8 protein-coding genes and 1 other annotated feature are annotated in these 13,751 nt (G+C 40.4%); all 8 genes read left to right on the top strand.

Annotated features, from left to right (window positions below; translation table 11 throughout):
- The first annotated feature begins 4 nt into the window (after positions 1-4).
- The 8 genes from ACH9UM_RS11225 (at position 5) to ACH9UM_RS11190 (ending at position 12,786) form a co-directional block, all read left to right on the top strand.
- Positions 5-829 (top strand): carbohydrate ABC transporter permease, encoded by an 825-nt coding sequence (locus ACH9UM_RS11225; protein ID WP_004846763.1) that lies wholly within the window; start codon positions 5-7, stop codon positions 827-829.
- Positions 830-849: 20 nt separating this feature from the next.
- Entirely contained in the window at positions 850-1,998 is a 1,149-nt protein-coding gene (locus tag ACH9UM_RS11220; protein ID WP_009243600.1) for an ROK family transcriptional regulator, read from the top strand.
- 9 nt (positions 1,999-2,007) lie between these two features.
- Positions 2,008-3,231 (top strand): AGE family epimerase/isomerase, encoded by a 1,224-nt coding sequence (locus tag ACH9UM_RS11215; RefSeq protein ID WP_004846760.1) that lies wholly within the window; start codon positions 2,008-2,010, stop codon positions 3,229-3,231.
- Complete coding sequence (locus tag ACH9UM_RS11210) at positions 3,231-4,166, top strand: N-acetylglucosamine kinase (RefSeq protein ID WP_009243599.1); 936 nt, start codon at positions 3,231-3,233, stop codon at positions 4,164-4,166. Before ACH9UM_RS11215 ends, ACH9UM_RS11210 begins: the two co-directional genes overlap by 1 nt.
- Before the next feature lie 221 nt (positions 4,167-4,387).
- A complete protein-coding gene (locus ACH9UM_RS11205; protein WP_004846756.1) occupies positions 4,388-5,134 on the top strand; it encodes an SDR family NAD(P)-dependent oxidoreductase in 747 nt (248 codons plus the stop codon).
- Between the two features lie 137 nt (positions 5,135-5,271).
- The gene (locus tag ACH9UM_RS11200; protein ID WP_004846754.1) at positions 5,272-6,084 is read left to right on the top strand and encodes a glucosaminidase domain-containing protein; all 813 of its coding nucleotides are present in this window, start codon (positions 5,272-5,274) and stop codon (positions 6,082-6,084) included.
- A gap of 309 nt (positions 6,085-6,393) precedes the next feature.
- Positions 6,394-11,229, top strand: a complete 4,836-nt coding sequence (locus ACH9UM_RS11195) for an InlB B-repeat-containing protein (RefSeq protein WP_400091368.1) — start codon at positions 6,394-6,396, stop codon at positions 11,227-11,229.
- Positions 11,230-11,532: 303 nt separating this feature from the next.
- Positions 11,533-12,786 carry an IS4 family transposase gene (locus tag ACH9UM_RS11190; RefSeq protein WP_009242193.1) on the top strand — a complete coding sequence of 418 codons (1,254 nt, stop codon included), beginning with the start codon at positions 11,533-11,535 and terminating at the stop codon, positions 12,784-12,786.
- 497 nt (positions 12,787-13,283) lie between these two features.
- Positions 13,284-13,558: a binding site (T-box leader), on the top strand.
- Positions 13,559-13,751: the final 193 nt, after the last annotated feature.

Genomic DNA, 13,751 nt, shown 5'->3' with positions numbered 1-13,751 from the left:
AAGAATGAAACGAAAAAGAGGAGGAATAGTCTCCCAGCTATTGATGATTTTACTTGTGGTCGTTATTATCTTTCCGTTATATTTTATGACAGCGAATTCGTTTAAAACGCATGAAGAATATGTCAATAATATGGCAGGCCTTCCGCAAACATTTACAGTACAAAACTTTGTGGAAGCTTTCCGGGGAAAACCGTTCGGACAATGGTTTATGAATAGTTTGATTCTTACAGTTGCAGCGGTTTTTATTACGGGAATCATTGCACTGCTGGCAGGATATGCCTTTGCAAAGATGAGGTTTAAAGGGAAAAAAGTGTTGTTCAACATGATCGTTCCGCTGATGTCTGTTCCTCCGGTTGTTATGATTATACCGCAGTTCCGGATTATTAAAATATTGGGTCTGGTAAATACACGTGTTTCTGTGATATTAATATATATAGGAATTATGTTGCCTATGACGATATATTTGATGAGAAATTTCATGAAAACAGTACCGGATTCTTTGTTAGAGGCAGCGGAGATTGACGGGTGCAGTAAGCGGAAGGCGTTGACAAAGATTATGATTCCGCTGAGCGTTCCGGCGCTTATTACTTCATCACTTGTAAATCTTGTATGGGTATGGAACGAGCTGTTGATTTCGCTTGTTTTTCTTCAGAAAGAAGAATTGCGAACCTTAATGGTAGGGATTACTTTATTTAAAGGACGTTTCACATTAAATATACCTGTTATTATGGCAGGGTTGGTTATTGCGACAGTGCCGATCGTGTTGATATATATATTTGCGCAGAAATATCTTGTTGAAGGTATGTTGGCAGGTTCGGTCAAAGAGTAAGAAATAAAGGGGGATATGCTTTGAAAATCTATAATCCGACAGATATAGGAGATCGAAATAAACTAATGATCTTACGGCTGATAAAAGTATATGATGGAATTTCCAGACAGGAAATTTCAAAAAGGATGCATTTAAGTGCACCGGCGGTAAGTAATAATGTAGCGGCCTTGATCGAAAACGGGATTGTATATGAAAACGGCTGTGACGATACGAGCTTGGGAAGAAAGCCGAGACAATTAAGTTATAAAGGAGACCTTTATTATGTGATTTCGGTTGAATTGATGCCTAAAAAAGTTCGTGCAGGTATTGCAGATCTGTACGGTGAAGTTCAGCAGTGGACAGAAAAGGAGATCATAGTAGAAAACGGAGTGGACGAGGTTCTCGGGCAGTTGGATTCTGCGATAGACGAGTTGCTTGAAAAGCGAAAAAAGGATGTAGATGTGATTGCGATCGCAGTAGGTGTTCCTGCGCTGACAGGCCAGAATGATTTAAACGATCTCTTTGGAACATATTTGCCGGAATGGAAAAATGTCGATTTGAAAGAGCATATTTTACAGAAATATAATGTAGAAGCGATTATTGTAAATGACGTTGAATTGGCGCTGATCGGAGAACGTGAAAGAGGCGTAGGAAAAAAACAGACGAATATTGTTTACATAAAATACGGAGAAGGCTTTGCGGCAAGGGCGATTGTGGACGGATATCTTCTAAAAGGAAATAATATGGCGGCGGGAGAATTAGGTTATTATCTAGAATCATTGGAAGAGATGACAGATGAGTTTGTATGTCCCGGACGATTTGAAAAAAAGGTGTGTCAAAATATTTTCTCAGAATGCGGTGAAAAAAACGGCTTGTCAGATCTTATTTTGCGAGCTGAACAAGGTGATGAGGCGGCAGATGCCATTGTGAAAAAAATTATAAGAAAAATCGCCGTTGTCATCGCCAATACCGTATTGATGTTAAACTCTGAGATGGTGATATTAGGCGGAGATTCAGAAATTTTTACAGAGGAAAATATTGTTGAGATCAAGAAAATATTAGAAAAAGTTTGTCCGTTTGTTCCTGAAGTCGTAACTTCAAAGTTAGGCGCAGATGCTCCGATCATAGGTGGGATAAAAGTTGCATTGGATTATGCGGAAGAGCAGATCATTATGCTCTGGAAATCATAGGAGAATGATATGGAGGCATATATGGACATATTACTGAAAGAAAGACTGGTATCTTATTATGAAAAACATATTTTAGAAGATGTGATGCCATTTTGGGATCGGAGGTGCATAGATAAAGAATACGGTGGATATATTACTTGTTTTGACAGAGAAGGAAAGATGACAGATGATAAGAAATATATTTGGTTTCAAGGGCGTCAGCTATATATATATTCACTGCTTTATAACAAAGTACGCAAAAAGAAGGAGTGGTTGGAAAATGCAAAGCATGGTTTTTCATTTCTTGTAAAATATGGGTATGCGGGCGATGGAAGATGGAATTATGTATTGGACAGAAAAGGGAATGTTTTGGAAGGTACAATCTCAATATTTTCTGATTTTCATGTTTTGCAGGGGGTGGCAGAATACCTTAAAATAGAAGAAGTAAGAACGCCGGAAAATATGGAACTTTTAAAAACTTGTTATGAAACGATGGAAAAAAATGTATTTGATCCATGGTTTAAAGAAATATATGAAAATACATGGAGCCCGGTTTTTATATGGCATGACATGTATCTGACATGTCTGTCTACAACGGAAACATGTGCGGAAGTATTGGGGACGGATGTTACAAAAAAACTTTTGAATGAATGTGTCGATAAGATTGCTAACTGGTTTGCAAATGATGAATATAACGTAGTGTTTGAAGCGGTTACAAGAGAAAATAAAATTGATATTGAGTCAGACAAAGGCCGCTTTATTAATCCGGGACATATGCATGAATCAGCATGGTTTCTTATGAAGGCAGGAGTATTGCTGGAAGACAAGCAGATTACTATGCGCGGTATACAGATTGCCCGTTGGGCAAATGCCGTCGGAAAAGATGAAGAGTATGGTGGAATTATTTCATATGCAGACGCATTGGGGGAAACACCTCGCCCGATCGACTGGTTTAAAGAAACGAACTCTTTATGGAATGAAAAAGTATGGTGGCCGAATGCAGAGGCGTTGACAGCTTATGCACAGGCGTATTGCTATACGAAAGATAGTTATTTTCTTCAAGAATTTTTAGATCAGCATAATTATTGTAAAGAAAAGTTTTTTGATTCACAATATAAAGAGTGGTTTGAACGACTGGAATATGACGGAACCGTAAAAAACAGTGCAAAAGGAACACCGTGGAAATGTGCGTTTCATCTTGTGAGAGCGCTTGTGTTTACATTAGAAGCATTTTCGGAAATGGAGGCGGTATAGTGTATTTTCTGGGGATTGACGGAGGGGGAACAAAAACTGATTTTTTACTGTTAGATGAAAACGGAAAAACGATTGCACAGCGCAAGATAGGAACTATTTCTTATAAGCACGTTGGAATGGATTATGTGACAGAATTACTGAGAGAAAATATAAATCAAATATTAGACGGGAATGATGCCTATATATGTCTTGCCTTTCCGAATTGGGGAGAATCAAGAGTAAATGATGAACGCTTTTTATGCCGGATTGACAAAATTACAGATAGGCCGATGAAAATTGTAAACGACAGCGCCGCGGGATGGGCAGGATCTTTGGGATTAGAAGAGGGGATCAATCTTGTGGCAGGAACAGGTTCGATCGCTTATGGACAAAATAAGTTTGGCACAGAAGCTCGTGCGGGCGGATGGGATGATGGTTTTTCTGATGAAGGCTCTTGTTATTGGTTGGGAAAGAAAGCGTTGGAGCTGTTTTCAAAAGAGAGTGACGGAAGGGTAAAAAAAGGAAAGTTACTCGAGATTTTCCGATACAATTTTAATTTAAAAAATGACTTTGACCTTATAGACATTTTTGATGAAGTGTATAAAAATAATCGTACAAAAACAGCTGAACTTCAAAAATTGCTTTTACAGGCAGCGATGCAAGGAGATGAAGAAGCAATACGTTTGTATGAGGCTGCGGCAGAAGAATTAGCGCTGATCATAGGCGCTGTTTATAGAAAACTGGAATTTTCGGGAGACACGATCGTATCTTATTCAGGTGGATTGTTTCATGCAGGAGATTTTATATTAAAGCCACTGGTGCGGAAGCTCGAGGAAAATGGAATTTGTCTTTGTCCTCCTAAATATTCGCCTGTACAGGGAGCGGCGCTTTTGGCGGCGAGAGAATATAGCAGAGACGGTGAATTTTTATCACGAATAAAAGCAGGCTTAGAATAAGAAAAAGAGAATATCCGCGGCAGATTGCGATTTTTTGCTGCGAGATATTCTCTTTTATTTTATATTATGTTTATAATTATTTTGCCGGATATTTTTATTTGGTGATAAAATCACAGACATAATTTCTATTATGTGTTATTATACTTATATAATGTGCAATGAAAATTATAAGAGAGTAAGATCGACACATAAAAACAAGAGAAAAACAGGAGGAACGATTTATGAGATTAAAAGATAAAGTAGCGATTATTACAGGAGGAAGCCGTGGAATCGGATTTGCGACAGCAGATGCATTTTTAAGAGAGGGTGCGAAAGTTGCTGTTGCGGCGAGCAGTGAAAAAAACGCGGAAGCGGCAGTCGAGAAGTTAAAAGCGATTCATCCGGATGCAGAAGTGGTAGGGATCAGTCCGAACCTCGGAAGTTTTGAAAGTGTGAAAGAAGAATTTGATAAAGTAGAGAAACAGTTCGGACGTATTGATATTTTGGTGAATAATGCGGGGGTTTCCGAGAGCACTCCGTTTACATCTTATACAGAAGCTGATTTTGATCGTGTGATCGATCTGAATGTAAAAGGTGTATTTAACGCAACACGCGCGGTAGTTGACGGAATGATTAAAAATCACAGCGGGGTTGTCCTGAATACGTCTTCAATGGTAAGTATTTCCGGTCAGCCGAGCGGATTTGCTTATCCGGCGTCTAAGTTTGCGGTAAACGGTACGACGATCTCTCTGGCAAGAGAGCTTGGGCCAAAAGGAATCCGTGTCAATGCAGTTGCTCCGGGAATTACGGAAACAGACATGATGAAAGCCGTTCCGAAAAACGTGATCGAGCCGATGATCGCACAGATTCCGCTTCGCAGACTCGGACAGCCGGAAGACATTGCAAATGCATTTGTATTTCTTGCATCTGATGAAGCGTCCTATATTACAGGCGTAGTTCTTAGTGTAGATGGAATGGCGCGCGCGTAAATATGGCGTTGCAATATTGTTTGCAAAATAATTTACCGGGAAGGGATTCCTTTTCATATATTTGAACATGTGCTAATATAATATCTCAGCGGAAGTTGTTCCGTTGAGATATTTTAAATTTCTGGGATGGTGAATATATGGCGCGTCAAAATGAGCGGAAAATGAAATTATATATGGAAGCGGGTCTGGCGGTACTTCTTGTTTTAACGATTGCACTGGCATCAGTATCAGGGCGGCTCTCTTCGCAGGCACATGAGAAGGACAAGAATAAGCAGGAAGCGGCTGTACAAGGAGAAGCGGAAGTTTACGAAAAAAACAAAGGAAATGATCAAGAGAAAAATGAAGTGAAAGACCAAAGGGAAAACAACGCTCAAAATACAGCGGGAAATGCTGAAGAATCACAGGAAACGATCGCTGACGGACAGTATCCGATTATGGGAAACAGCCGCGTAACAGTTGATGAGATGGTAGATTATTTTCAGACGGCAGGAAAACCTTATCCGAAAGAAGCTCTTTCCAAAGGTGGAGCAGAGTCTATAGAAGTGTTTTGCAGGATGTATTATGATGAAGCGGTGGCAGAAGGCGTTCGTCCGGAAGTTGCTTTTGTGCAGACGATGAAAGAAACGGGATTTTTGCAGTATGGCGGAGATGCTTCTGTCGAACAGTTTAATTTTGCGGGATTAGGTACAACAGGCGGGGGTGTGCCCGGGAACTCTTATCCTGATGTGCGGACCGGGATCAGGGCGCAGATTCAACATCTGAAAGCATATGCCACAGCAGACCCTTTGAATGGGAAGTGTGTAGATGATCGGTATGAGTATGTAAAAAAAGGAACGGCTCCATATGTGGAATGGCTGGGGCAGCAGGAAAATCCTGAAGGGCTTGGCTGGGCAACGGGAGATAACTACGGATATGATATCGTCCGAATGATCCACGATATGAAGAAATAGAAATATTGTTAGCTAAAATTGTGTAAAATACACAAAAAATTGAAGGGAAACACTGTTGTTTAGCACGAAAAATTCAGTGGTTTTGTCAAGGGCAATCTCATTGAAAAACAATATGGCGAATAGTATAATATAAATAAGGTGTAAAATGGAAAATCGTAGATGGTTTAATACGGTTTTTCTTTTTTGTAATGGCGATAAGCCAAAGTCTGAGTTCGCCGAGAACTTGGCGATCGCTTACAATCCCGGAATATGCCTTTTGGCACTTCGGGGGGATTGACATGAGCCTAAAAATAAACGGAGGGAAAAAGTATGAAAAAAAGAGGAAGGGCTTTAGCGCTTCTGCTTGCCGCGGTTTTAACGGTCAGTAGTGTGCCGGGAACAGTTATGGCGGCAGATGGCGTGAAGCCCCAAGACGGAACAACGAAAGAACAGCCATTCTGGAGTGGAACGGGAGGAAGTACAAGGTTTAGAATTCCGTGTCTTGTATCTCTTGATGACGGCACATTGGTAGCCGGCTGCGATGCCAGATGGAATACGAGTTTAGACGGTGGTGGACTGGATACGATCGTATCCCGTTCGACAGACAAAGGAAAGACATGGCACTATACGTTTGCTAATTACCTTGGTGATAACGGGAACACGCATAATAACAATTCTACAACGTTTATCGATCCTGCCATGGCAACGGACGGAGAAAAGGTGTACATGATTGCAGACCTTTTTCCGGCAGGATATGCGCTGAATGGCGCGAGTCATGTACTGGTCGCAGGTAAAAGTCATGATGAGAACGGAAATATTCTTCTGGCAGACGCAAGGAAATGGCAGAATTGTTGGGTAAATGATCGTCAGAATGAAGCTAACTATACATATCATTTGGAAAAGAATGATAAGAAAGAATCTGATTCTGCATATGTGATTAAAGATGCGAATGACGCAATCGTAGAAGGTTATACAGTTGACGCTTATTTTAATATTAAAGGGAAAGATGTAGATGCGAATCTGTTTGAAGCTGATTCGCCGTTTCAGGTATGGCCGACAGATTATTTGTACCTGACAACATCGGAAGATGCAGGAGCAACGTGGTCTGTACCTACGATTGTCAATATGAGAAAAGATCATGAGCAGTCTCTTTTAGTAGGACCGGGACGAGGTATGGTTACTTCTAAAGGCAGGATCTTATTTACGGCATATGAATTTACAGGTTCAGATAAAAATAGCGTGGCTATTTATTCGGATGATGGCGGTAAGACGTGGGAAAGAGGAAAGTCTGTATCTGGATGGAGTTCAGAAGCAGTTGTAACTGAGGCAGATGGAAAATTGTATATGTTTACTCGCCATGGCGGATATTATACATCGGATGATTTTGGAGAAACATGGTCAACGCAAAAAAATATGGGGATTAGTTACTGGCTGAATTGTCAGTTGACAGCAATTACATATCCGAAGAAAATTGATGGTAAAACAGCAATCTTGTTTGCAACTCCATCGTCTTCATCGGGACGTGCGGCGGGAAAGATTTTCGTAGGCTTAGTGCAGGATGACGGAACACTTGACTGGAAATATAACTACAGCATTAACGGATCTGCATATTACGCATACTCTTGTCTGACAATTCTTCCTGACGGAACGATCGGTCTTCTTTATGAGAGTGACGGAACTGTGATTACGTATGAAGATTTTGATATTGAAGACGTTGCAAAAGGCGCAGCAATCGGAAATATCTGGTGCACAGACGAAAACGGTACTGTGGCAGATGTTACAATGACATCTGATATGTCGAAAAAACTGACAGTAAACGGCTTAAAAGATGGCGCAAAAGTGGAAGTTTCTTCTGACAATGAAAACGCAGTAACAGCAGCATATGCTGACGGCGAAGTGACATTGACATCTAAAACAGTAACAGGAATGGAAAAAGCGACTGTAACAGTTGAGTCTGAAGGTGAAAAGACGACAGTCGATGTAATCGTAACAGATGAAAAAGATTATGAGATCGTAGATCTTCGTGTAGGAGATACGAAAACATATACAGACAAGACAGGAAATTACAGTGACAGCACATTAGACGGTCTTGATAAAAATATTGCAGATGTGACATTGGTAGGAGAGGATGCACAGGCAGTTGAGAAACAGGTAAAAGCACAGCTTGCAACTGCACAGGCGAATTTTAATGGAGAGAAAGTCTCCTTGGATAACTGCATGTTTACATTTGAGAGTGTGGCAAATAAAGAAAATACATATAAAATTTCCGCACAGGCTGGAGATAAGAAAGTATATGTGAACCATAAAAAAGCACCGTCACAGTGTGTAAGCGCAGAGACAGAGACAGAAATTTTATTAGAGTCACATGAGGATGGAACGGTATCTTTAAAAGATATGACAGAAGGAACAGGCGGTGCATATCTTTATTTCTGGAAGGGCGATACTTCTAAGCTGCACTTTGACAGATACAGCAGTGATGTGGCACAGTGTCACATGGAATTATGGAAAGCGGCGCCAGGTGCAAAAAATGATCTGGGAATGCCGGGGTATGAGAAAGTGACAGATATTTCTCAACTTACAAGCGGTACGAAATATTTAATTACGGCAAAGGCGGATGATGGAACTTATTATGCGGTAAATCCATCTGCTGCAAGCAGTAATTTTAATCATGTTGCAAAAGTAGTTGAAGAAAATATCCCGATAAAAGAAGAGGCTTCGGTAGCGCTTGGAACTAATGCACAGTTTGATAATGGCGGTGAGAAGAAGATCAGTAAATGCCTGTTTACGTTTGATAAACAGGAGGGAACAGAAAACCAGTATAAGATCACAGCAGTAACAGAGGATGGGAAAAAGGTTTATCTCGGACCAAAATCATCATCAGGAGCTAACAGACCACTTGTCGAGACAGAGGCGGTTATTACGGTTGCTAAAAATGGAGAAGCATTTACGTTACAGCAGGCAGAAGACGCTTCAAACAGCAAATATTTGTATTTTTGGAAAGATGATGCAAGTAAATTCCATTTCGATAGAAATGGTTCTGTAGATAGTAAAGGCAAATGTGATTTTGAACTTTATCGAAAAGATGACAATGTAGTTGATAGTGAGATCCCAGGATATACAAAAATCAGTGAACTCTCAGAAATTGAGAACGGTGGTCAATACTTGATCGCTATGAAGGCAACTGTAGAAGGCAATAATTACTATTTGTTGAATCCGGCAACGGGAAATGAAAAATATAGCTATGTTGCGAAGGTAACAGGCAAAATGTATGAAGATGAGACAATCGGTGCTAAGACAGATATCACAATTACCGGAAAAGCAGAAGGCAAAACATCTGTGAAGATCGGTAACAAGACATACTTCATCTTCGTGAAAAATGATGTGGAAGAAGTAACAATCAAGATCGGCGAGACATATAACGTACCGGGCAAGATTTTAAATGAATCCGAAGTGACAAAAGACGGTATCGTAAGTTTGGAAAAACGTGAGAACATGCCGCCTTACAAAGCAATTTCAGAAATCACAGAAGGAACATATTTATTCGGAAATAATAGTCATATCATGCTGAATACGGTAAGTACAGCAGCAGGTTCTGAAAAAGGTCTTGGAATGAAAGCGGTCAACTTTAATAATGATGAGACTGCGAAAGACTTTATGTGGACGCTTACCAAATCAGGCGAAGGCTATACGATGAAAGATGCCGCGTCAGGCAAATACATTAATATTTCTGGAAATAATGTGGAACTGAAGGATGCAGAGCAGGTATTGACGATCAGAGCAAGAGCAAACGGAGGATTCTCTGTTTCGGCAAATAATTATTATCTGAACAACTGGGCAGGAAATAATAATAAAGTTGCAGCTTATCCGAGTGATGATAACGGATGGAGCTTCTACAAAGCATCTGCCGGAAACGTAGTAACAGGTGTGAAAGAAGGAACAGTAACTGTAGCGGCATCAGAAGGAATAAACTATAAGATCACGGTGGTAAAAGACGTTCCTGAAGTAAAAGAGTACACAGTAACGGCAACAGTAAATGATGAAGCGATGGGTACGGCAAAGCTTAGCCCGGAAGTTGATAAGTACAAAGAAGGAACAGAAGTAACGGCAACTGCGAAAGTAAAAGACGAAAGCAAATATGAGTTCGTAAACTGGACAGTAGGCGATGAAGAAGTTTCTAAGAAGGCAGAGTACAAGTTTACAGTTGACAAAGACATGGAGCTTAAAGCGAACTTCAAAGCAAAAGAAGAGCCGCAGCCGCCTGTAGAAAAGACATACACAGTAACGGCAACAGTAAACGATGAAGCGATGGGTACGGCAAAGCTTAGTCCGGAAGCTGATAAGTACAAAGAAGGAACAGAAGTAACGGCAACTGCGAAAGTAAAAGACGAAAGCAAGTATGAGTTCGTAAACTGGACAGTAGGCAATGAAGAAGTTTCTAAGAAAGCAGAGTACAAGTTTACAGTTGACAAAGACATGGAGCTTAAGGCGAACTTCAAAGCAAAAGATCCTGTAGAAGAAACATTTACAGTAAAAGTAAAAGCAAATGACGACAAGATGGGAACTGTAGCGGTCGATCCGGTGAAAGAAAACTATGCAAAAGGCGATACAGTAATCGTGATCGCAGAAGCAAAAGAAGGATATGAGTTTGTAAACTGGACATCGGAAGGTAAAGTATTCTCCGATTCTGCAGCGTACGAGTTTGCTGTAGAAAAGGATATGGAACTGACAGCGAACTTCAAAGCGAAAGAAGAGCCGAAACCGCCGGTAACAGAAGATACATTCAAGCTGAACGTAACTGTAAACGACGACAAGATGGGAACAGTAAAACTTGATCCTGCAAAAGAAAGCTATAAAGCAGGAGATGTCGTAACGGCAACTGCAACGGCAAAAGACGGATACAAGTTCGTGAACTGGACAGTAGACGGTAAGGAAGTTTCCGATAAAGCAGAGTATGCATTTAAAGTGGACAGAGATGTAACATTGAAAGCAAACTTTGAAAAAGTAGCGGCAGATCCGAAACCTGAAACTCCAAAACCGGAGGATCCGAAAGATGAGGATAAAGCAATTCAGACAGGAGACAACGGCGTATCACCGATCATTCCGCTTGCAGGATTAGCATTAGCGGCAGGAGCGGCAGTTACAGTTCTTCGGAAAAAAGAAGACTAATCGCCGGATATTCAAACTGATGAGAATAATTTGAAATCAGAATGAAAAAATAAAGATTTAAAACAGTGAGACGGCGCTGATCTATTTTACGGATCAGCGTCGTTTTTACATATTAGGCTTTAGCCTGTCTCAAATAAGTGCGTGGTGTGCAGTTATTTGAGACTAAAATCCACCTGCTATGCGGGCAATGTCATCAACTTAAGATATATCAAAAATATAAAATAAAAATGTCTAAAAGCACTTGATAAAATGCGAAAAAAATGTTGCCTTGCGTTGATTACTTTTTCAATGCGAGGTGATTTTATGAATACAAAACTTTTAACATCCATTTTACAATCTTCCAATGACCTTATTACATCAGAAGATTTCTTGACAAGGCATCGTATAGGTAATGCTTTTACACGTTCTGGAAAGCTTTCTTTTTCTAACTTGATTTATTTTGTGCTCCAGTCGGTTCATAAATCCATTCCTATAAACTATGCCCGATTTTTAGAAAATTTTCCATCTGATCTTCCAATATTTGTATCAAAACAGGCAATTTCAAAGGCAAGACAGGGTATTTCTCATAAAGCATTTCTTGAATTATTCCGTCTTTCTGTGAAACAATTCTATTTTCAACCAGTAAATTTACGCACTTGGAATGGTTTCCATATTTATGCCGTTGACGGAAGTACGATACAGATTCCGGAATCAAAAGAGAATTATGAAGTGTTTGGAGGTAACCCAAACAAGACAAAAATCATATCGCCTCTTGCTTCCGCATCCGTTCTTTATGATGTAATAAACGATATTCTGATTGACGTTTCTCTTCATCCCTATCGTTACAATGAACGGGAATCGGCTAAAGCTCATGTAGATTTTTTACCTAGGTTTCCAAACAGTATCATACTTTTTGACAGAGGATATCCTTCCGAAGACATGTTTCACTATCTAAACTCCAAAGGAATTCTGTTTCTTATGCGTGTGCCAAAGACGTTTAAGAAAGCTATATCGGAACAGGAAGATGCTTTGTTTACATATCCTGCTTCTTGTAATAAAGAATCCCTTACTTTAAGGAGCATTCACTTTTTATTGGAAGACGGCAGCACAGAATATCTAGTGACAAATCTGATGCCCGAGCAGATAGCTAAGGAGAACTTTCCAGATTTATACCAGTTTCGTTGGGGAGTTGAAAGCAAATATAGAGAACTTAAGAACAGGCTTGAAATAGAAGCCTTTAACAGCATTAAGCCTGCCAGTATCCAACAGGAGTTCTTTGCAGCAATGTATTTATCCAATCTAGTTGCGGTTATAAAGTCGGAATCAGATTCAAAAATCATTGTGTCTATCAATAATAGGCATGCTTACCAGGCTAACCGTAGTTATATATTAAACCGTATAAAAAACTGTATCGTACACCTTTTGCGGTCGCCCTTGTCCATATGTTACGAGATGATATGCCGGATAGTGGAAGAAGCTTCCAAAACATGTCCCATTATCCGCCCTGATAGAAAGTTTGGTAGATACCGAAAACATACACGTCGGAGATATTACAGCCATATGAAAAGCTGTATTTAAATAAAAACATAACCAAAAGGCTATCGGACTGTTAAAAAAATCAGCAGTCCTATTTGTGATGCGATTATTTGTAACAATAAATCCAATCACTTTATTAGCATACAGCTTTTTTTAACAAATACTCTTAAGTTAACGACATTGCCCGTTTTACGGGTGGGGGGGGGCGACTGGCGCTCGGCACATACAGATGTCCGCTCGCAAAAACATGCAAGCATGTTTTGTGCTTCCCGAACACTGTATGGCAGGCTTGGTTGAGAGCAACAGTTCCGCCCGCGCCATTCGTAAAACCGCACTGCGTGCTTATTGTGGCTGCCGCCACTGTTTTACTCATAAAAAGGCGCTCAGCACATACAGATGTCCGCTCGCAAAAACATGCAAGCATGTTTTGTGCTTCCCGAACACTATATGGCTGAACTGTTGCGTTAAAGTCTTAAGATTCTCTAAAAATCTTGACAAATACGGCGCTTATGTCTATAGTATGTGGTAGTTATTTTAAGGTAAAGGTATTGATGAAGAGGAGTACATTATTCCAACCGCCAGAGAGAACTGCCCGGAGAATTTAAGGAAGCTTTGCAGGAGATTGAGCAAAAGATGAAGAAGATCCGGCTGAAAGGCAGTTTCGGAAAAAGGATGATGGAAGGTAGCTTCTGAACCGGATGATTGAACGATTGAAGTAGGTTATCCCGGAGTAGTTCCCGTTATAGAATGTGAGAGATATATGTGTGACAGCATATATGAAATAAGGTGGTACCGCGGAGAATTCGCCCTTTACAGATGTAAAGGGCGTTTTTTGTTGCCAAGCATGCGATAAAACAGTCCGGTGGACTGTTTTGAGTATCGGCGGCTGGTCAAAGTCGGGTTTGTCCGAAATTTTGGCGCGTGCAAAGTGCCAAGCCCCTCACTTATGAGGGGCGGAGAGTTGAAGTGGGCTTGCTCACTTTGTTCAATAAAATGAGGGAAAGCAA

Source organism: Mediterraneibacter torques, from assembly GCF_044591705.1.
In the GTDB taxonomy this organism is placed as follows: Bacteria; Bacillota; Clostridia; order Lachnospirales; family Lachnospiraceae; genus Mediterraneibacter; species Mediterraneibacter torques.
The sequence above is the reverse complement of the archived record's forward strand: the minus strand, read 5'-3'. Positions and strand labels throughout refer to the sequence as shown.